This window comes from uncultured Bacteroides sp. (genome assembly GCF_905207245.1).
In the GTDB taxonomy this organism is placed as follows: Bacteria; Bacteroidota; Bacteroidia; order Bacteroidales; family Bacteroidaceae; genus Bacteroides.
This window is the reverse complement of the sequence record NZ_CAJLKP010000012.1, coordinates 42,678-64,895: the sequence shown is the minus strand read 5'-3', so window position 1 is coordinate 64,895 and position 22,218 is coordinate 42,678. Positions and strand designations below refer to the sequence as shown.

The 22,218-nt window shown below is 45.7% G+C and carries 11 protein-coding genes; all 11 read left to right on the top strand.

From position 1 onward, the window contains the following. Positions 1–34: 34 nt before the first annotated feature. Positions 35–1,159 carry a glycoside hydrolase family 43 protein gene (locus tag QZ135_RS05940; RefSeq protein ID WP_294606755.1) on the top strand — a complete coding sequence of 375 codons (1,125 nt, stop codon included), beginning with the start codon at positions 35–37 and terminating at the stop codon, positions 1,157–1,159. Between the two features lie 141 nt (positions 1,160–1,300). After that, the gene (locus QZ135_RS05935; protein ID WP_294606753.1) at positions 1,301–2,551 is read left to right on the top strand and encodes a DUF2264 domain-containing protein; all 1,251 of its coding nucleotides are present in this window, start codon (positions 1,301–1,303) and stop codon (positions 2,549–2,551) included. Between the two features lie 57 nt (positions 2,552–2,608). Continuing rightward, a complete protein-coding gene (locus QZ135_RS05930) occupies positions 2,609–3,904 on the top strand; it encodes a BNR repeat-containing protein (protein WP_294606751.1) in 1,296 nt (431 codons plus the stop codon). Between the two features lie 244 nt (positions 3,905–4,148). Continuing rightward, entirely contained in the window at positions 4,149–5,279 is a 1,131-nt protein-coding gene (locus QZ135_RS05925) for a glycoside hydrolase family 88 protein (protein ID WP_294606749.1), read from the top strand. Between the two features lie 149 nt (positions 5,280–5,428). Beyond that, positions 5,429–7,330: a family 43 glycosylhydrolase gene (locus QZ135_RS05920; RefSeq protein ID WP_294606747.1), complete on the top strand. Its 1,902-nt coding sequence runs from the start codon at positions 5,429–5,431 to the stop codon at positions 7,328–7,330. A gap of 41 nt (positions 7,331–7,371) precedes the next feature. Next, positions 7,372–10,299 (top strand): glycoside hydrolase family 97 protein, encoded by a 2,928-nt coding sequence (locus QZ135_RS05915; RefSeq protein ID WP_294606745.1) that lies wholly within the window; start codon positions 7,372–7,374, stop codon positions 10,297–10,299. Between the two features lie 19 nt (positions 10,300–10,318). After that, the gene (locus QZ135_RS05910; RefSeq protein WP_294606743.1) at positions 10,319–12,853 is read left to right on the top strand and encodes an alpha-L-arabinofuranosidase C-terminal domain-containing protein; all 2,535 of its coding nucleotides are present in this window, start codon (positions 10,319–10,321) and stop codon (positions 12,851–12,853) included. 9 nt (positions 12,854–12,862) lie between these two features. Continuing rightward, positions 12,863–14,794: an alpha-L-arabinofuranosidase C-terminal domain-containing protein gene (locus tag QZ135_RS05905; protein WP_294606740.1), complete on the top strand. Its 1,932-nt coding sequence runs from the start codon at positions 12,863–12,865 to the stop codon at positions 14,792–14,794. 209 nt (positions 14,795–15,003) lie between these two features. Further along, on the top strand, positions 15,004–18,099 hold the full coding sequence (locus QZ135_RS05900; RefSeq protein ID WP_294606738.1) for a glycoside hydrolase family 2 TIM barrel-domain containing protein: 3,096 nt from the start codon (positions 15,004–15,006) through the stop codon (positions 18,097–18,099). A 121-nt stretch (positions 18,100–18,220) separates the two neighbouring features. Beyond that, positions 18,221–19,210, top strand: a complete 990-nt coding sequence (locus QZ135_RS05895; protein WP_294606735.1) for a glycoside hydrolase family 43 protein — start codon at positions 18,221–18,223, stop codon at positions 19,208–19,210. Between the two features lie 268 nt (positions 19,211–19,478). After that, positions 19,479–22,157 carry an ATP-binding protein gene (locus tag QZ135_RS05890; RefSeq protein ID WP_294606733.1) on the top strand — a complete coding sequence of 893 codons (2,679 nt, stop codon included), beginning with the start codon at positions 19,479–19,481 and terminating at the stop codon, positions 22,155–22,157. The last annotated feature ends 61 nt before the right edge of the window (positions 22,158–22,218 follow it).

Below are 22,218 nucleotides of genomic sequence, written 5' to 3'. Positions count from 1 at the left end.
GTCTCGCCTTCCTTTTTTAATATGGTATAAAGATATGAGTAAATATTTGAAAAGAATAGGGCATTTATTGTTTCTATGTATCCTGTTTCAGACGTCTTTGTGGGGGCAAACTAATTCAATAGGCAGAAAAGATATTGTCTCCTGTGAAGTTTGGAAAGATACGGATGGAAATGTAATCAATGCCCATGGCGGTGGTATTCTCTTTAATAATGGGAGATATTACTGGTATGGAGAACATCGGCCTTCTTCTGGTTTTACAACTCAAGTAGGAGTAACATGTTACTCATCTGCGGATTTACGTAACTGGAAGTATGAAGGTGTGGCTTTAGCTGTATCTGATGAAGTTGGAAGTGATATAGAAAAAGGTTGTATCATTGAACGGCCCAAAGTGATATATAATCAGAAAACAGGGAAGTTTGTCATGTGGTTCCATCTGGAACTTAAAGGAAAGGGATACGGACCTTCCCGTGCAGGGGTAGCGGTGAGCGAGACTCCGGCAGGGCCTTATAGGTTTGTCCGTTCGGGACGTGTAAATCCTGGCATCTATCCGCTGAATATGACCCGGGAGGAGCGGCAACTCACTTGGAATCCGGAAACCTATGAGTGGTGGACACCGAAATGGCGTGAAGCTGTCGATAAAGGAATGTTTGTGAAGCGCGACCTGGAAGGCGGACAGATGTCGCGCGATATGACCTTATTTGTGGATGATGATGGTAAGGCTTATCATATTTATTCCTCGGAAGAGAATCTGACACTTCACATTGCGGAATTGGCTGATGATTATCTGAGCCACACCGGAAAGTATATCCGTATATTTCCCGGGGGACATAATGAAGCACCGGCCCTGTTCAAAAAGGATGGGACTTATTGGATGATAGCTTCGGGGTGTACAGGCTGGAAATCGAATGAAGCACGGTTGATGACTGCTTCTTCTATTTTAGGGAAATGGTCTCAATTGTCCAATCCATGTGTGGGCGAAGACGCGAAAATCACTTTTGGCGGACAAAGTACTTATGTGCTGCCGTTGGCAGGCAGCGGATATATATTTATGGCAGATATGTGGCGTCCGGAGAGCTTGCAAGATTCGCGCTATATCTGGCTACCTATTCACTTTGATGAGAAAGGGATTCCGTATATTGAATGGGTTAGTAAGTGGTAAACTACACCAATTGAGGTGAAAATCTATCTTTTATAGTGGAATTGACTGATAATTTACCCCTATTTGAAATATTTATGGTGGTTAGGTTCGCCATAAAAGGGATATATTTGCAACGATGAAAAACAACTTATATAGAATATCATGAAAACAAAACAATATTTGTGGCTACTGTTGACCGTAGCATTACTAATTCCCATCCAAGTTTCGGCAAAGAAGAAACCGGAAAAGGTGAAGACGGACCGTGAACTATGGACGGGAGTCCTGTACCAGATGGCTGCACCTGTACTAAGCAGTATGAGCGAAGGACGGTTGCAGGAGGATATGTTGGTAGAACTAAGTCCCACTTGGGACGGACGGGACAAAAGGGTGACATATATGGAATGCTTCGGACGGTTGATGGCAGGTCTGGCACCTTGGTTGTCACTTCCGGATGATGATACGGCAGAGGGTAGGCAACGCAAGCAATTGCGTGAGTGGGCTTTGAAAAGCTATGCCCAGTCTGTAGACCCTCAAAGTAAAGATTATCTGTTATGGAGAAAAGAAGGTCAGCCCTTGGTGGATGCTGCATACATAGCAGAAAGCTTTTTGCGCGGATATGATGCATTGTGGGTGCCACTGGATGAACAGACTAAACAACGTTACATCGCTGAGTTCCAACAATTGCGCCGTGTAGACCCTCCTTATACCAACTGGCTGTTGTTCTCCTCTACTGTGGAATGCTTCCTGAAAAAAGCGGGTGCACAGACTGACCATTACCGCGTTACTTCCGCCTTGCGCAAGGTAGATGAATGGTATGTAGGCGATGGTTGGTACAGCGACGGAGAAGACTTTGCTTTCGATTATTACAACAGTTTCGTGCTCCATCCGATGTATGTGGAATGTCTTGAAGTGATGACGAATGCCGGAAAGAATAAGATTTGGAATGTACCGGGCGGCGACTTCCCGAAAGCAGTGAAGCGCATGCAACGTTTTGGCATCATTTTAGAGCGTTTCGTTTCTCCCGAAGGGACATTCCCTATATTCGGACGCTCTATTACTTATCGTACAGGTGTTTTGCAACCGCTCGCCCTGTTGTCATTGCGTGGCTGGCTTCCTAAGGAATTGCCTGCCGGACAGGTACGTGCAGCCATGACAGCCATTATTCAGCGTATGTTTGGCGACAATCGGAACTTCAATGGGAAGGGCTACCTGACTTTAGGTTTCAATGGTTCACAACCCAATATTTCAGATTGGTATACCAATAACGGTAGCCTCTATCTGGCTTCACTGGCCTTTCTGCCTTTGGGCTTGCCTGCCGACGACCCTTTCTGGATGGATGCCCCGCAGCCGTGGACATCAAAGAAAGCGTGGGGTGGGGAAGACTTTCCGAAAGACCACGCTTATCACGATTGAAACACTGAGCAGGCCATTCATACTTAAATACAAGGTATCATGAAAAATCAAGCTATTATGAACAGATACATTCTCTCTTTCTTTCTGGTTCTCTCAACAACTTTCGCACTTCGGGCACAGCAAACCCGGCTTGTGGAAGTGGGTAAAGGATATAGCCAGACGTCAGTCAATACTACCGTATTCAGGAACAACTCGCTTGTGACACAAGGGGATGAACAATATATCTCTTACTATGACAGCGATGGCTATCTGGTGTTGGGCAAGCGGAAACTGGATTCTGACGAGTGGACACTGAACCGGACACAATACAAGGGAAATGTAAAAGACGCCCATAATATCATCAGTATGATGCTGGATGGAGATGGCTATTTGCATGTATCGTTCGACCATCACGGACATAAATTGAACTATTGCCGCAGCACCGCCCCGCATGCGCTGGAACTCGGAGACAAAGAATCCATGACCGGCATAGATGAGGGAAATGTGACCTATCCGGAGTTTTATCCGCTGAATGGGGGAGATTTGCTTTATGTATATCGTTCCGGTTCCTCCGGGCGGGGTAATCTGGTCATGAACCGTTATTCCGTAAAAGAGAAGAAATGGCACCGGGTGCAAGATGTACTGATTGACGGTGAAGATAAACGGAATGCTTACTGGCAACTTTATGTGGACGAGCAGGGTACCATTCACCTATCCTGGGTGTGGCGTGAAACGTGGCATGTGGAAACCAACCATGACCTTTGCTATGCCCGTTCTTTTGACAATGGCGTGACGTGGTATAAGGCGAACGGCAAGAAATATGACTTGCCTATCCGCTACAATAATGCAGAATATGCCTGCCGCATTCCGCAAAATTCGGAATTAATCAATCAGACCAGTATGAGCGCTGATGCAAGCGGCAATCCTTATATTGCCACTTACTGGCGCAGTCCCGATAGTGAAGTACCCCAATACCGTATCGTATGGCATGACGGAGAGACGTGGCATAACCGTCAGGTTTCGGATCGTCATACTCCTTTCTCTCTGAAAGGCGGTGGCACTAAGATGATTCCCATTGCCCGTCCGCGTATTGTGGTGGAAGGCGGAGAAATCTTCTACATCTTCCGTGACGAGGAACGGGGAAGCCGGGTATCGATGGCACATGCCGCCGCTGTAGGTACAGGCGAATGGAGTTTTACTGACCTGACAGACTTTCCGGTAGATGCCTGGGAGCCGTCGCATGATACGGAGCTTTGGAAGCAAAAACGCCGTCTCCATCTCTTTGTGCAACACACAAAGCAAGGTGACGGAGAAAAAATGGTTGCTTTTGAGCCCCAACCTATATATGTGCTGGAAGTGGACAGTTTGCATTAATGTAATTATTATTTGTAGTCATGGCAGGCTTTTCCGTACCACCGCTGAGAATGCCTTTTGAGAGGGGGTACAATGAGGTACCGACTGAATAGGGTTAAGTATACGAGTGAACCTAATTCAGTATACGACTGAATTAGGTTCACTCCGGGAGTCAATTTACGAAGGTCTTTGGCAGACCGGAGTTTTGTCGTTTTTTATGAATGAAAGTGAATAATATAGTAACTATAGTAAAGAGAAAAATTGTATGAAAACGTTTTTTGGGAATATAATACTTTTAGCTTTTTGCCTGAGCGGGCTGTCGGCTTGCACCGCTCCGCAAGATGAGGCTAAAGAAGTAGTGGATATAATTTATAAAGTGAATAACTATTGGCAGGAGCAGAACCCGAAGCATGGGCGTTCCTTTTGGGATAATGCCGCCTACCATACAGGCAATATGGAAGCATTCTTCCTCACCGGAGACACAGCTTTCATGAACTACTCCAAAGCCTGGGCAGAGCACAATGAATGGAAGGGTGCCAAGTCGGACGATAAAGCCGAATGGAAATACAGCTATGGAGAAAGTAATGACTATGTACTTTTTGGCGATTACCAGACTTGCTTCCAGACTTATGCCGACTTGTATAACTTGGAGCCGGACTCGCAGAAGATAGCCCGCGCCCGTGAAGTGATGGAGTATCAGATGAGTACCGATAAGAATGATTATTGGTGGTGGGCCGACGGTCTTTATATGGTGATGCCCGTGATGACTAAATTATATAAGATAACAAACAACCCGCTTTATCTGGAAAAACTGCATGAATATTGGGCATTTGCCGACAGTCTGATGTACGACTCCGAAGATGCCCTTTACTACCGGGATGGAAAATACATCTATCCTAAGCATAAGAGTGCGAATGGTAAGAAAGATTTTTGGGCCCGCGGAGACGGCTGGGTGCTTGCGGCGTTGGCTAAAGTCCTGAAGGATTTGCCCGAAAACAACGAATACCGCCAGGAATACATCAACCGTTACCAGGCCATGGCAAAAGCAGTAGCCGCCTGCCAGCAACCGGAAGGATATTGGACACGCAGTTTGCTCGATCCCGAGCATGCGCCGGGACCTGAGACCAGTGGCACAGCCTTCTTTACCTATGGCCTGTTGTGGGGCATGAACAATGGCTATCTGGATAAGGCCACTTATCAACCGGTAGTGGATAAAGCTTGGAAATATCTGACGACTGTTGCTTTGCAACCGGATGGCCGCATCGGTTATGTGCAACCTATTGGAGAAAAGGCAATTCCGGGACAAGTGGTAGATGCCAATTCAACTGCCAATTTTGGAGTGGGAGCATTTCTGCTGGCCGCTTGTGAGATGGTACGTTTTTTGAATTTACATTGATTAGATAGGTTTTATGGGCGTATATGTTGTGTAACATATGCGCCTTATTTGTAGAATATTCAATGAAGTGTTATTTTTACACTTTCTAAGTGCTTTAATATAAAATAATTATGGTAAATCAGAAAAGTATTTTATTGCGAATGAGAGTTATGGCAATAGCTTTATTATTGTCTGTGCTCCCGGCTTTTTCTCAGCAAGAGCCTCTTCCAGAGAAGGATTATGTAGCTTATTTATTCACTTATTTTACGGGAAATCATATCAGCCAGGAAGCTGTATGCTATGCTGTGAGTATGGATGGATATGCATATTGGGCATTGAATGATGGTAAACCTGTCATCGACTCCAAAGTTATCAGTTCAACCGGCGGCGTACGCGATCCGCATATCCTTAGAGGACAGGATGGGAAAACATTCTATATGGTGGTGACGGATATGGTGTCCGATAATGGTTGGGATTCAAACCGGGCAATGGTACTGTTGAAATCTGATGATCTCGTAAATTGGAAGCACTCTATCATTAACATGCAGAAACGCTACCCCGGACAGGAAAAACTGAAAAGGGTATGGGCACCGCAAACCGTTTTTGATCCGGAAGCCGGAAAGTATATGGTTTACTGGTCTATGAAGTACGGTGATGGCGCCGATGTGATTTACTATGCTTATGCCAATGAAGACTTTACCGACCTGGAAGGCGAACCCAAGCCCTTGTTTATTCCGGAGAATAAAAAGTCATGTATCGATGGAGACATCGTATATAAAGATGGTATATACCATCTGTTCTATAAGACCGAAGGACACGGAAATGGTATTAAAGTAGCTACCACCTGTTCTTTGACCTCCGGTCAGTGGGAAGAAGAACCTGACTACAAGCAACAGACCACAGATGCTGTGGAGGGGGCAGGTACGTTTAAGCTGATTAATCAGGACAAGTATATATTGATGTATGATGTATATACGAAAGGCAGATACCAGTTTACGGAAACCACCGACCTGAAGAACTTCAAAGTCATAGACAGCGAGGTGAAGATGAACTTCCACCCCCGCCATGGAACGATTATTCCCATTACCCGTGATGAATTGATACGTATCACTGATAAATGGGGTAAACCTGCTGAGCTGGGTGCATTGCCCAACAACCCTGTATTGCCGGGCTTTCATGCCGACCCCGAAATTCTGTATTCACAAAAGACAAAGAAATATTATATCTATTCTACTACCGACGGGCAACCCGGTTGGGGAGGATGGTACTTTACGGTTTTCTCCTCGGATGATTTAAAGAACTGGAAGTACGAAGGTGTTATGCTTGACTTGAAATCCGACCAAGTACCTTGGGCAAACGGTAATGCATGGGCACCGTGCATCGAAGAAAAGCTGATAAAAGGAGAATATAAGTACTTCTTCTATTATAGTGGCAATCCTGTTAAGGAAGGCGGAAAACAGATTGGAGTAGCCGTGGCAGATTCTCCTACCGGACCGTTTACAGATTTGGGTTATCCCATTATAACAGAATCTCCCGTAGGCCGTGGCCAGCAGATTGATGTGGATGTCTTCACTGACCCTGTTTCAGGCAAGTCATACCTGTATTGGGGCAATGGCTATATGGCTGGTGCGGAATTGAATAAAGACATGGTTTCCATCAAGAAGAAAACCCTCACGGTGATGACTCCCGAAGGAGGTACTTTGCAGGACTATGCTTTCCGTGAAGCGCCTTACGTGTTCTATCGTAATGGACTCTATTATTTTATGTGGTCGGTGGATGACACCGGTTCACCTAATTATCATGTGGCATACGGCACATCTAAATCGCCGCTTGGTCCGATTGAAGTAGCCAAAGATCCCATCGCATTGATTCAGAACCCGGAGAAAGAAATTTATGGTCCTGCACATAATTCAGTACTACAAATTCCGGGTACAGATGAGTGGTATATCGTTTATCATCGTATTAATAAGAACTATCTGAAGGATAGTCCGGGTACGCATCGGGAAGTATGTATTGACCGCATGGAATTCAATGAAGACGGAACGATTAAACGAGTAATTCCTACCCTTTAGATAATACTGACTATTTAAATACCTGAGAAACATTTTTAAACATGAAAAACAGACTGAAAGGATTAGCCTTTTTATGTGTGGCGGTCACATTACCGCTGGCTGCACAAGATGTAACCGTCAGTGGACCTGACGGTAAACTGCAATTAACCGTTTCGTGTCCGGAAGGGGGAGAAGCTGCGTATTCTCTCACTTATAACGGCAAGCAAATGCTCGAATCGTCTCCCCTGGGATTGCAAACCAATGTAGGAGACTTTGCGAAAGCAATGAAACTGACCGGACACAAAGAGAGAAAGATTGATACCGTTTATACCCAGACGCGTATCAAGACTTCACGCATACACTACCGTGCCAATGAATTGGTATGTGCCTTTACCAATGCAAAAGGGCAAAAGATGGACGTGACATTCCGTGTGAGTGACAATGATGTGGCTTTCCGCTATACATTGCCTAAACAAGGCGAACGGGGAAGTGTCATTGTAGACAATGAAAAGACCGGTTTCCGCTTCCCGGCGCAAACCACTACTTTTCTTACTCCACAGAGTGATGCCATGATAGGCTGGAAACGTACCAAACCCAGTTATGAAGAAGAATATAAAGCGGATGCCCCGATGGATGTGCGTTCGCAATACGGACATGGATATACCTTCCCTTGTCTTTACCGTGTGGGTGAAGACGGATGGGTGCTCATCAGCGAGACGGGAGTCGATAGCCATTATTGCGGTTCGCGCTTGAGCGATGTTGCCGAAGGCAATCTATATACAGTAGCTTTTCCCATGGTTGAAGAAAATAATGGTAACGGAACAGTGGCTCCGGCTTTTTCTTTGCCGGGTTCTACCCCGTGGCGCACGATTACTGTAGGCGAAACACTGAAACCTATTGTAGAAACCACCGTGATTTGGGACGTCGTAGAACCATTGTATGAAACGGAACATGACTATCGGATGGGACGTGGCACATGGAGCTGGATTCTCTGGCAGGACGGAAGCATCAACTATGACGACCAGGTGCGTTACGTCGATTTGGCTGCGGCTATGGGATATGAGTATGTGCTGATAGATAACTGGTGGAATACGAATATTGGCCATAAGCGTATGGAGTCATTTATTGATTATGCACAAGGCAAAGGGGTTGATGTATTCCTGTGGTACAGCTCCAGTGGTTACTGGAATGATATAGAACAAGGTCCTACTAACCTGATGGACAACCCCATTGCGCGCAAGCGTGAAATGAAGTGGTTGCAGGAACAAGGCGTCAAAGGTATCAAGGTAGACTTCTTTGGTGGAGACAAGCAGGAAACAATGCGCTTGTACGAAGCTATCCTGAGTGATGCTGACGACCATGGTTTGATGGTTATCTTCCACGGTTGCACAGTGCCGAGAGGATGGGAACGTATGTATCCTAATTATGTGGGCAGCGAGGCAGTCCTGGCTTCCGAGAATTTGATTTTCAACCAGCATTTCTGTGATGAAGAGGCTTTCAATGCTTGTCTGCATCCGTTTATCCGCAATACGGTGGGTTGTATGGAGTTTGGCGGCACCTTCCTGAACAAACGCCTGAACCGTGGCAATAATGGTGGAACCACACGCCGAACTACCGATGTATTCCAGTTGGCTACTGCCGTACTGTTCCAGAATCCTATTCAGAACTATGCTTTAGCTCCCAATAATCTGACAGATGCCCCGCAGGTTTGCCTTGACTTTATGAAGCAAGTGCCGACCACATGGGATGAGACTCGTTTCGTTGACGGTTATCCCGGAAAGTATGCAGTGATTGCCCGTCGTCATGGCCAGCAATGGTATGTAGCGGCAGTGAATGGTACAAAGGAAGTGTTGAAGCTGAAACTCGAACTTCCCATGTTGGTAGGACAAACCGTTTCTCTCTATAATGACGACAAACTGTTGCAACCCGGGCTGCAATCGGTGAAGCTGAAAGCGGACGGCAAATTGCAACTGACCCTTCAACCGGAAGGTGGCGCAGTGCTGACCCGTGAGTGGAAGACGGATGAAAAGGAAATGGGGGCCTATCTGTTTACTTATTTTAAAGATGATACGCACAGCCTGTACTTTGCCGTAAGTGACGACGGATATACTTTTACGGATGTGAATAACGGTCAGCCTATCATTGCCGGTGATACGATTGCCGAACAGAAGGGAATTCGTGACCCGCACATCTACCGTGCTCCGGATGGTACATTCTATATAGCAATGACTGATTTACACATCTTTGCTCAAAAGAAAGGATTACGTAATACGGAGTGGGAGAGAGACGGTGCAAAATACGGATGGGGTAACAACCGCGGGTTGGTACTGATGAAATCGAAGGATTTAATTAACTGGACGCACCATGTAGTCCGCATAGACAAATCCTTCCCGGGGTATGATGAAATCGGTTGTGCCTGGGCACCCGAACTGGTTTATGACGAACATGCAGGTAGAATCATGGTGTACTTCACCATGCGCATGGGCAATGCACGGAATATGCTCTATTATGCTTATGCAAACGAAGACTTTGACGGCTTGGAGACAGAACCGCGCCTGTTGTTCCAGTATCCTGATGCTACGAAATCAGCCATTGATGCGGATATCACCAAAGTAGGTGACAAGTATCATATGTTTTATGTAGCTCACGATGGAACTCCTGGCATCAAGCAGGCGGTTTCTAAACATATAAATCGTGGTTATACCTATCTGCCGGAGTGGATTGATCCGGAACCGGGTGCTTGCGAAGCACCCAATATGTGGAAACGCATCGGCGAGGACAAATGGGTAGTGATGTATGACATTTATAGTATCAATCCTCATAACTTTGGTTTCAGTGAGACTGCTGATTTTGTGAACTTCACACATTTGGGACACTTCAATGAGGGAGTGATGAAAGCCACTAGCTTTACGTCTCCCAAGCATGGGGCGGTGATTCATATTACTAAGAAAGAGGCTGATAGACTGAGAAAATACTGGAAAAACAAATAAATCGATAAATACTAATACCATGAACAAATTGATGAAGTTTTTAAGTTTGTGTCTGCTGCTATCCTTTGTGTTGCCTGTGCAGGCAAAGGTAGATGCTGTGATGAACGAACCTGACCAAGTTTACCTCTTCTCGTACTCCAACCATGACGGCAGAAGCGGTCTGAAGTTTGCCTGGAGCCCCGATGGAGAGAAATGGTTCAGCGTGGCAGATGGTTTTGCTTATGTAAACTCTGACTTCGGCCCGTGGGGACGTGCGAAAACAATGTTTAAACCCCACCTGACGCAAACCCGTGCCGACGGCAAATGGCATTGTATCTGGGCAGCCACCAATACGGGTGAAGCGCTTGCCTATGTAACTTCGCCTGATTTGCAGAAGTGGGAAGCACAGAAGTATTTCTCTCCGGCAGAGCGTAGTAAGTACGAGCCGAAAGATGTATTCCCCACTACCGAAAAGAAAGTAGTGATAAACGGGCAGGAACAGGAAGGCTGGATGCAGGAAGTACCTTATTCTACGGTTCAGGGTATCATCCGCTATGCTGAAGCCAAGAAATATCGTCAGTCATTGAATGCCGAACGTACAGAACAAGATCCAGTTCGTTTTGTAAACCTGAAACCGGTAGATGCTACTATCCGGGTGAAAGCTGATGAAGCCAAGAATATCAGTAACCATCTGATTGGTATTTTCTTTGAGGACATCAACTATGCGGCAGACGGTGGTTTATACGCTGAGTTGATACAGAACCGTGACTTTGAATATGCTCCTACTGACCGTGGTAACGATCAGAATTGGAACAGTACACATTCCTGGAGTGTTCAGGGAGAGAATGGAAAATTGAGCATCGCAACGGAGAATCCGATACATCCCAATAATTCCCATTATGCAGTGTTCGAAGTGAACATGCCTGCTGAAGTATCGCTGGTGAATTCGGGTTTCGATGGTATTGCCGTGAAGAAAGAAGAGAAGTACGATTTCTCTTTCTTCTCAAAAATGCTGGTAGGAAAAGGCGGAAAGGTGAAAGTTGCTTTGCAGACGAAAGACGGTAAAGAAGTGGCAATGGCTGTACTCTCCGTTACCTCTAAAGAATGGAAGAAACAGCGCGCTGTGCTGACAGCATACCAGGATGCCACGGATGCCGTACTGACTATTACTCCTCTTGTTTGGAAGGGTACTCAACAATTGGCGTTGGACATGGTCTCCCTCTTCCCGCAAAAGACTTTCAAAGGTCGTAAGAACGGACTTCGTGCCGATCTGGCACAAACGCTTGCCGACCTGCATCCCCGTTTCGTACGTTTCCCCGGTGGATGTGTGGCTCATGGAGATGGTATCGACAATATTTACGATTGGAAAGGTTCTATCGGTCCGTTGGAAGCCCGTAAGCCTCTGCGTAACCTTTGGGGCTACCATCAAACCCGTGGTCTGGGATACCACGAATACTTCTTGTTCTGTGAAGATATGGGTGCGGAACCCGTACCTGTGCTTGCAGCCGGCGTACCTTGTCAGAACTCTGGTACCTGCGCCCACCATTCTAAAGGTGAACTTACTTGCATGGGACAACAGGGTGGTATTCCGATGGAAGAAATGCCGCAATATATTCAGGATGTTCTCGACCTGATAGAATATGCCAACGGAGATGCTCGCAAGACTGTGTGGGGTAAGAAGCGTGCCGAAGCCGGACATCCGAAGCCGTTCAATCTGAAGTATATCGGTATTGGTAACGAAGACATGATTACGGAAGTATTTGTAGAACGTTTCAAGATGATATTCGATGCTGTCAAGGAGAAATATCCGGAAGTGACAGTGATTGGTACTACAGGCCCGTTCTATGAAGGTACGGATTATGAAGTAGGTTGGGACCTTGCTACCGAGTTGGGTGTACCTATGGTTGACGAACATTATTATGTAGAACCGGGCTGGCTGATTCACAATCAGGATTATTACGACCGTTATGATCGTACAAAGGCGAAAGTATACTTAGGCGAATATGCCGCCCACTTGCCGGGCCGCCCCAATAATGTAGAAACTGCGCTTGCCGAAGCTCTCTATCTGACGGCAGTAGAGCGTAACGGTGATGTGGTAGAAATGACTTCCTATGCTCCTCTGTTGGCTAAAGAAGGCCATACACAATGGAATCCGGACTTGATCTATTTCAATAATACGGAAGTAAAACCCACAGTAGGCTACTATACCCAACAGATGTATGGTCAGAATGCCGGTACCGAATACTTGTCTTCTACGGTAAAACTGAATAATGGCTGGGATGCCGTGAAGAAACGTGTCGGAGTATCAGTTGTGAAAGATGCTAATACCGGAGATTATATTGTGAAGTTAGTGAATATGCTTCCGGTGGAAGTTTCTTCCCAAGTGAAGTTGGACGGAGTTACTTTGGTAAATCCTTCGGCTACGAAAACGATATTGACAGGTGATCCGAAAGACAGAGGAGCTAAACCCGCTTCTTCTGATTTCAAGGTAGAAGGAAATGATTTTTCTTACTCTATGCCTGCTTATTCGTTTACAGTGATACGTATCCATCAGAATATTGAAAAGAAAAAATAAGATATAGTAATGAGAAAGTTAACTGCCCTTTTTGCTTTGTCTCTTGCTTTGAGCATGCAGGCACAACAGCATGTAATGACCGTCGACGTTTCTAAACCGACGGCAAAGATACAACCTGAAATGTATGGCATCTTCTTCGAAGATATCAACTTCGGTGCCGATGGCGGTCTGTATGCCGAATTGGTAAAGAACCGTTCGTTTGAATTTCCACAACCTTTCGTGGGTTGGGTGCCTTTCGGTAATGTAACCGTTCAGGATGCAAATCCTTGTTTTGACCGCAATCCTCACTATGTACGCGTAGTGAACGACGGCCGCCTGTTGCGTGCCGGACTGGATAATGAAGGTTACCGCGGCATCGGTGTGAAGCAAGGCGAAGAATACCGTTTCTCCGTTTATGCCCGCACGCCGGATGCGAAGCCGATGAAGCTCTCCATCGAACTCGTCAACTCCAATGCACAGAATCTGTTGAAGAAAGAAATCGAAGTCAGCGGCAATAACTGGCAAAAGCTGACGGCGGTGCTGAAATCTCCTTTCACAGACGCTCATGCCCGCCTGCGTATCGTCCTCGAAACACAGGGTACGGTAGATATGGATCATATCTCCCTGTTCCCTGTCGATACTTGGAAAGGACGTGAGAATGGTCTGCGTGCCGACCTCGCACAAGCCCTTTATGACCTTAACCCGGGCGTATTCCGTTTCCCCGGTGGTTGTATCATCGAGGGTAACAGTCTTGAAACCCGTTACCAGTGGAAGAATTCCGTAGGTCCTGTTGAAAACCGCCCTCTGAATGAAAACCGCTGGAACTACACCTTCAAACATAAAGCCTTCCCTGACTATTTCCAGACTTTGGGACTTGGTTACTTCGAATACTTCCTGTTGAGCGAAGACCTTGGTGCAGAACCTCTTCCGGTAATCAGCTGCGGGCTCTCCTGCCAGTACGAAAGCAACGAAGTGGTTCCGATGGATGAGCTAGACCCGTACATACAGGACGCACTCGACCTGATTGAATTCGCCAACGGCCCTGTTACTTCCACCTGGGGAAAGGTGCGTGCCGATATGGGACATCCCGAACCCTTCAATCTGAAGATGATCGGTATCGGTAATGAACAGTGGGACAAGGTTTATGTAGAACGCCTCGAAGCTTTCACAAAAGCTATCCGTGCGAAATACCCTGATGTGAAGGTTGTAGGTAGTTCCGGCCCGAGCGCCGGCGGTGATAAATTCGATTATCTCTGGCCCGAAATGAAGCGTATCGGTGTAGACCTGGTGGACGAACACTACTACATGAATCCTGATTGGTTCTTTGGCAATGCGTCACGCTATGACAATTACGACCGTAAAGGTCCGAAGGTTTTCGCCGGAGAATATGCTTCACACGATCATTCCACGAAGAAGGATAACAACTTCCTCGCCGCCCTTTCCGAAGCTGCCTTTATGACGGGGTTGGAACGGAATGCGGATGTTGTTCATCTGGCTACTTATGCGCCGTTGTTTGCTCACGTAGACGCTTGGCAGTGGAATCCGGACCTGATTTGGTTCGATAACCTGCGTATGATGCGCACACCGAACTATTACGTTCAGCAGATGTACGGCATGAATGCCGGTACCGATGTGCTCAGCCTGAAGATGGATGGCAAAGCAGTAGCAGGGCAGGACAGCCTCTATGCAACAGCTGCACTGAATGCACCTACCGGAGAAATCATCCTGAAACTGGTGAATGCAAGTAGTAAACCTGCCGATGTTCAGATTGATTTCAATGGTTTGAAGAAACGTCAGTTGGTTGCCGGTTCCTGCACTTACTTACAGAATGACAATTGGCGCACAGTAAATACGCTGGACCAGGAAGCGATTGTTCCCCGTATACGCCCGGTACAGGTAGAAGGGCAATCTCTGAAACTGAAACTTGAACCACGTTCGTTTGGAGTGTACCGGATGGAATAGTTACAAGCTACAAGCTACGAGCTACAAGTAGCTGCGCTGTCATACCGCATGGCACTTGTAGCTTGTAGCTCGTAACTCGTAGCTGATTGAACTCTATTCCCCCTTTTTTGAACTATTATTCACCCTAAAAAAAGTTCATTCACCCTATCTTTGTAGCGGTATGCAGAAAATATTCTTCGTACCGCTACAAACATACTAATTTTATATCCATGAAGAAACATCTTATTACCGGACTCTTTGCAGCCCTGGCTCTGACTGCAAATGCACAGTCCTTTAAAGAGTGGCTTGATCCGGAAATCAATGCCGTGAACCGTGCTCCCATGCACACTAATTACTTTGCCTATGAATCGGCAGATGCCGCCATGCAAGGCAAGAAAGCCCAATCTACTAATTACATGACTTTGAACGGTACCTGGAAATTCTCCTGGGTACGCAATGCCGACCAGCGTCCTACCGACTTCTGGAAAGTAGGTTTTAATGACAAAGGCTGGAATAATCTGCAAGTTCCCGCTGTATGGGAATTGAACGGTTACGGCGATCCTATTTACGTAAACACCGGTTATGCCTGGCGTAATCAGTTCCAGAACAACCCTCCTGAAGTTCCTACAGAGAACAATCATGTAGGTTCTTACCGTCGTGAAATCATTGTTCCCGCCGACTGGAAAGGGAAAGACATTATCGCTCATTTCGGTTCTGTAACCTCCAACATGTATCTCTGGGTGAATGGCCGTTATGTAGGTTATAGCGAAGACAGCAAGCTTGAAGCCGAATTCGACCTGACTCCTTATTTAAAGCCCGGACAGACGAATCTCATCGCTTTCCAAGTATTCCGTTGGTGTGATGGAACCTACCTGGAAGACCAGGACTTCTTCCGTTACAGTGGTGTGGGACGTGATTGCTACCTCTATGCCCGCAACAAGAAACGCATCCAGGACATCCGTATCACTCCGGATCTGGACGAGGCATACAAAAATGGTTCTCTGCGTGTGACACTTGACCTGAAAGGCGGCGGTAACGTAAATCTGGAATTACTCGATGCTGCCGGCAAGGCAGTAGCTACGGAAACAGCCAAAGGTAGCGGTACCATTCTGATGAATGTGGAAAATCCGCATAAATGGACAGCCGAAACTCCTTACCTCTATACACTGCGTGCCACTTTGCAAGGCAGCAACGAAGTAATCCCCGTAAAGGTAGGCTTCCGTAAGATCGAATTGAAAGGTAACCAGATATTAGTAAACGGCCAGGCCGTTCTCTTCAAAGGTGCCGACCGTCATGAAATAGATCCGGATGGTGGTTATGTCGTATCTCCCGAACGCATGATCCAGGATATCCAGGTCATGAAGAAATTCAATATCAACGCTGTGCGTACCTGTCACTATCCTGATGATAACCTGTGGTACGACCTTTGCGATCAATACGGTTTGTATGTAGTGGCTGAGGCTAATATCGAATCACACGGTATGGGTTATCGTGAAAAGACACTGGCTAAACGCACCGACTATGCCAAGGCTCACATGGAACGTAACCAGCGCAACGTGCAACGCGGCTTCAACCATCCCAGCATTATTTTCTGGTCATTGGGTAACGAAGCCGGCTTCGGACCTAACTTTGAAGCCTGTTACCGTTGGATCAAGAACGAAGATTCCAGTCGTGCCGTACAATACGAACAGGCACATGGAAACGAGTTTACCGACATTGACTGCCCCATGTATGCCGATTACAAGCACATGGAAAGATATGGCCAGCGTACAGATGCCAAGAAGCCTCTTATCCAGTGTGAATATGCCCATGCTATGGGTAACTCACAGGGTGGTTTCAAAGAATATTGGGATCTGATTCGTAAATACCCCAACCTGCAAGGCGGTTTCATCTGGGACTTCGTAGACCAGTCCGTTCGTTGGAAAGGTAAAGACGGTGTGACTATCTACGCTTATGGCGGCGACTTCAACCGTTACGACGGTTCCGACAAGAACTTCTGTGATAATGGTCTGATCAGCCCTGATCGTGTTCCCAATCCGCACATGTACGAAGTGGGTTACTATTATCAGAACATCTGGACAACTCCCGCTGACCTGAAGAACGGCGAAGTGAACGTGTACAACGAAAACTTCTTCCGTGACCTTTCCGCTTACTACCTGGATTGGCAATTGCTTGCTAACGGTAAAGTAATCCGTACCGGTCGTGTAGAAGACCTCAACGTAGCTCCGCAGCAGACTGCCAAAGTGAAATTGAACATCGGCAAAACCTGCGAATGCAAAGAATGGTTGTTGAATGTAACTTATAGCCTGAAGAACCGCGAAGGTTTGCTCCCTGCCGGATATGCCGTAGCCAAAGACCAACTTGTACTGAACCCCTACAAAGCTCCTGCCATGGACCTGAAGAATGTGGAAGTAGTGAATACTCCTACCGTTGCTCCTCAAATCCAGGAAAACGACTGGCGTTATCTGATCATCAACGGTGATAACTTCCGGCTGGAATTCAACAAACATACCGGTTACCTGAATCGCTACAACGTAGCAGGCACGGAATTGATGAACGAAGATGCCGAACTGGCACCTAACTTCTGGCGTGCACCTACGGACAATGATTTCGGTGCAGGTTTGCAACAGAAATTCGCTGCCTGGAAGAACCCGGGTCTGAAGCTGACTTCCTTCAAATGGGAGACAGTAGACAACCAGACAGTGGTACGTGCAGAATACGAAATGAAGAATGTTTCTGCCAAACTGGAGCTCACTTATGTAATCAATAACAAGGGTGCTGTAAAGGTGACTCAGAAGATGACTGCCGATTCGCAGGCTAAGGTATCTCATATGTTCCGTTTCGGCATGCAGATGCAGATGCCTAAGACTTTTGAAACTGTAGAGTACTATGGTCGTGGTCCGGTAGAGAACTACAGTGACCGTAATCATTGCACAGATCTGGGATTGTATCGCCAAAGTGTAGATGAACAATTCTATTCTTATATCCGTCCGCAGGAAACAGGTACGAAGACCGATATTCGCTGGTGGAAGCAACTGAACGATGCCGGACGCGGTTTGCAGATTGTAGCTGATGCTCCGTTCTCTGCATCAGCCCTGCACTATACTATCGAGTCTTTGGACGATGGTTGGGACAAAGATCAGAGCCACTCTCCCGAAGTGAAAGAAGCTAACCTGACAAATCTCTGCATCGACAAGGCTCAGATGGGCTTAGGATGTGTGAACAGTTGGGGCGCATGGCCGTTACCACAGTATCAGTTGCCTTATGGCGACTATGAATTTACGTTCATTCTTACTCCGGTACAGCACGGAATAGAAATTGAATAATTTATAGGTACGTGGACGACGTGGATGAAGCGGACAAACGCGGAATAATAATAAATCCGCATTTGTCTGTTTTATCCGCGTCGTTTGCATATCTATCCTTACTATATAAATACATCCTATTATGAAAAAAGAAGTATTATTATTTACATTTGCTCTGTTTTCTGTCCTCCTGTCCGCCCAGCAAAAGGTTCCTAATCGTTTCCGAACAAGTATCCCGTTGGACTCCATCCATCTAAGCGATCCTTGTATCCTTGCCGATAAGAAAACTTTCACCTATTATATGACGGGTACCGGTGGCTTCCTCTGGAAGAGCAAAGACCTTGCCCGTTGGGAGGGACCTTATCGTGTTGTGGAGACTGACCCCACATCATGGATGGGACCCAAACCTGAAATCTGGGCTGCAGAACTGCATGAGTACAAAGGAAAATATTATTATTTCGCCACCTTCACGAACAATGCTATTAAGATTGATACGGTGAAAGGCAATGTAATTCCCCGTCGTGCCAGCCATATTCTGGTCAGTGATAATCCCGACGGTCCTTATAAACCGATGGAATCCACCACTTATCTGCCTGAAAACATGCCTACCCTCGATGGCACATTCTGGGTGGACCGTGACGATAAACCCTATATGATCTATTGCCACGAGTGGCTACAGAACTGGAACGGTACGATGGAAAAGATAGAACTGAAATCTGATTTAAGCGGTTCCGTCGGTAAAGGAAAAATCCTCTTTCGTGCCAGTGATTCACCATGGAGCCGTGAGAAGATGGGCGATGAGATTCATCCTAACCGTGTGACCGATGGCCCGTGGCTGTTCCGCACTAGTACCGGACGTTTAGGTATGATATGGACAAGCTGGGTGTTTCAGGACTATACACAGGGTGTTGCCTATTCCGAAAGCGGGACGTTGGATGGCCCGTGGATACAGGAGAAAGAACCTATTACCCCTCCCAACTTCGGTCACGGTATGCTGTTCCGGACTTTGGACGGCAAATGGTTGATGTCTGTTCACAGCCACAAAGATGTGAATGGAAGATATATTCGCATCCCCCATTTGTTTGAAATAGATTTATCGGGCGATAAATTAGTTGTGGGGAAAATGAAATAATAACTTCATAATAGAATATTATATAGAAGAGACATGTCGGCTTTTGGCATGTCTCTTTGCTTTTTATCTACTGTCTTCATGCTTTTTTTGCTTTTTTACTTGTCTAAGTTTTGCTATATTTCAGTTTTGTTACTTTAAATTTTAGGATATCGTTTTTAAATTATACTTTTGTGGTGCAAGTTCTATATAAAAAGTATAGTTTGAATATATGGACTGCTGAAACGACAAACCTGCCAGTACTGAAGTACCGACAAAAACTAATAATTTGATGGAACAAGATGAAACCCTTTCCCACGAAGAACTATTATTAGCAGAGAGTTTGTATGCCCGTTTGCCGATAAGTATTGATATATATGATGTAAACGGGGTCTTACGTAGTATCAACGACCATGCTTTGCGAATGTATGGCGTTGATGACCGGTCAACCGTAGTGAATATTGTCAATCTCTTTCAGAGTCCCTATATGGATGAGGAACTTGAAAGAAAGATACGGACAGGTGAAGAGGTTTCTTTGGAGTTTGAGTATGATTTTGACCGGATCAACGATGATGCCTACTTTACGAGCAATAATAAAAAATCCATGATTTATGAGGCTAAAGTTGTTCCTTTGCGTAATAATGAAGGGAAAATTCTCGGTCACATTCTGCTTTCCAATGATGTGACTGCCTTAAAGGAAGCTGATTTTCGTACAGAAGAAAACAAGAAGAATCTGGAGATGGCTATGAATGCTGCCAACATGTCTTCATGGGTATATGACGTACGCAAGAAAAGTTTCAGTCCCTTATATGGGCAACCGATTGCAAAGGAAGTGTTGCCGTGGGAAGAAATGTTGGAAATACTACATCCTCAGGATCGCGTTCCGTTAAAGCAGATGTTTTCTCAACTGATAAACGAGGAAATACAATATGGACACATAACGCTGCGTTACTATAATGAGGAGGAGGGTAAATATCGCTTTTATGAAAGCCGCATGCGTATGTCTTCCGAGCATCGGGGCAAACGATTGATTATCGGTACACAGTTGGATGTGACCGAGAAAGTACTGATGGCAAAAAAGACCCAGGAATTGATAACCAAACGCGAACTGGCTATGCAAGTCAGTAATATCGTTCATTGGGACTTTGATGTACAAACTCAGAAAATAGAGTCATATAATGATCCTGTTAATGACTATATCGGTGACAAATTGATGACTTTGGAAGAGTTTAGAGAATTCGTACATCCCGAAGATTATTCCACGTACAATGATGCCACGCAATCTATGATATTGGGTGAAGACAAAATGATTGACCTGACTTGCCGTATAAAGACGAAATATGATGAAACATGGCAGTATTGTCATGTAATGGGAGTGCCTTTTGAACGGGATGAAGAAGATCATATAATAAAGTATACCGGATTTCGTCAGAACATTTCCAAGATGCACCAACTGAATGAAGAAATTAAGGAAAGAAACTACAAGATGGAGCTTACTTTCAAAACCGTTGGTATGACCTATTGGGATTTTGATGTAGCAAGCGGACTTTTCAGAGCTTTCAACGATCCGGTGAACGATTATAATCCTGAAACTCCCATTACCCCGGAAGACTATATGGAACATGCACATCCCGATGATGTGGATCGTATACGTGAGTTCATTGATCTTATGCTCAACGGGATAGACAAGGATTTTAGTTTTAATTATCGCACTAAGACGAAGTGGGATAAGGAGTGGCAAAGTTTGGTGATTACTGGCATCCAGTCCGAAAGGGACAGGAAAGGAAAAGTAATCCGTTATACCGGCATTGGTTTCAACAATACGGAATGGGAAAGAGTAACTCGGGAATTAAAGGAACTGAAAGAAAAGGCGGAGCTTTCCGATAAGCTCAAATCTGCTTTTCTGGCTAATATGAGTCATGAGATACGTACTCCTTTGAATGCTATCGTAGGCTTTTCCGAACTTATGGCACATTGTGACGATCCTGTCGAGAAAGAAGAATATGTAGAAATCATTCAGTCCAACAATGAATTGTTGTTGCGCCTGATTAACGATATCCTCGACCTGTCCAAGATTGAGTCGGGAATCCTTGAACGTAAGAGGGAAATATTCAACCTGGCAAAGTTGCGTAGTGAGCTCTATACAATGATCTTACCTAAAGTGGCAAATACTGATGTTGAGCTTCTTTTGGATAGTTCGGGAGAGGAGTGTAACATCTTCCTGGACAGAAGTCGGTTGAAACAAGTATGGTCTAACTTCCTTACCAATGCGGTGAAATGTACCAAGTCGGGACATATCAAGATGGGGTATACCATTGAACGGGGAGGTGTCCGGATTTATGTTGAAGATACAGGAGTCGGTATTCCACCGGAACTGCAAAACCGTGTGTTCGGGCGTTTCCAGAAACTGAATGAATTTGCACAAGGAACAGGACTCGGACTGGCTATTTCGCGTGCCATTATCGAAGGTGCGGGAGGTGAGGTTGGCTTTACTTCTACTCCTGGTGTAGGTTCTACCTTCTGGGCATGGATACCATGTGATGTAGATTTACTGGGAAAAGAAACTCCGGTCGTTGTGCTGCCCGAAAAACAGGAAATGCCTGTAAGGATAGCAAACAGAAAAGACTTGAAAATTCTGATTGCCGAAGATAATGACGGTAATTACTCATTAGTGCAGCATATTCTTAAAGATTACAACATCACGCGTGTGCTGAATGGTGTGGAGGCTGTTCAAGAAGTTCGTAATGAGCATTATGATTTTGTGCTTATGGATATGAAGATGCCTATAATGGGTGGTTTGGAAGCGGTTCGGAAAATTAGGGAATTTAATAAAGAAATCATGATTATTGCGCTTACAGCAAATGCCTTTGAGTCAGACAGGGTTTGTGCTTTGGAGGCGGGATGCAATCTGTTTATTGCAAAGCCTCTAAAACAAAACGAATTGCTTGGCTTGTTTGCGACGGAAGAATAAAGGATAAAAATAGCAGCAAGGAAGCCATTTAATCAGGTATTAATGAATATGGTTTTGGCAG

Coding starts and splice junctions, on each gene's coding strand:
- QZ135_RS05940 (WP_294606755.1), top strand. CDS start 35: ATGAGTAAATATTTGAAAAGAATAGGGCATTTATTGTTTCTATGTATC.
- QZ135_RS05935 (WP_294606753.1), top strand. CDS start 1,301: ATGAAAACAAAACAATATTTGTGGCTACTGTTGACCGTAGCATTACTA.
- QZ135_RS05930 (WP_294606751.1), top strand. CDS start 2,609: ATGAACAGATACATTCTCTCTTTCTTTCTGGTTCTCTCAACAACTTTC.
- QZ135_RS05925 (WP_294606749.1), top strand. CDS start 4,149: ATGAAAACGTTTTTTGGGAATATAATACTTTTAGCTTTTTGCCTGAGC.
- QZ135_RS05920 (WP_294606747.1), top strand. CDS start 5,429: ATGGCAATAGCTTTATTATTGTCTGTGCTCCCGGCTTTTTCTCAGCAA.
- QZ135_RS05915 (WP_294606745.1), top strand. CDS start 7,372: ATGAAAAACAGACTGAAAGGATTAGCCTTTTTATGTGTGGCGGTCACA.
- QZ135_RS05910 (WP_294606743.1), top strand. CDS start 10,319: ATGAACAAATTGATGAAGTTTTTAAGTTTGTGTCTGCTGCTATCCTTT.
- QZ135_RS05905 (WP_294606740.1), top strand. CDS start 12,863: ATGAGAAAGTTAACTGCCCTTTTTGCTTTGTCTCTTGCTTTGAGCATG.
- QZ135_RS05900 (WP_294606738.1), top strand. CDS start 15,004: ATGAAGAAACATCTTATTACCGGACTCTTTGCAGCCCTGGCTCTGACT.
- QZ135_RS05895 (WP_294606735.1), top strand. CDS start 18,221: ATGAAAAAAGAAGTATTATTATTTACATTTGCTCTGTTTTCTGTCCTC.
- QZ135_RS05890 (WP_294606733.1), top strand. CDS start 19,479: ATGGAACAAGATGAAACCCTTTCCCACGAAGAACTATTATTAGCAGAG.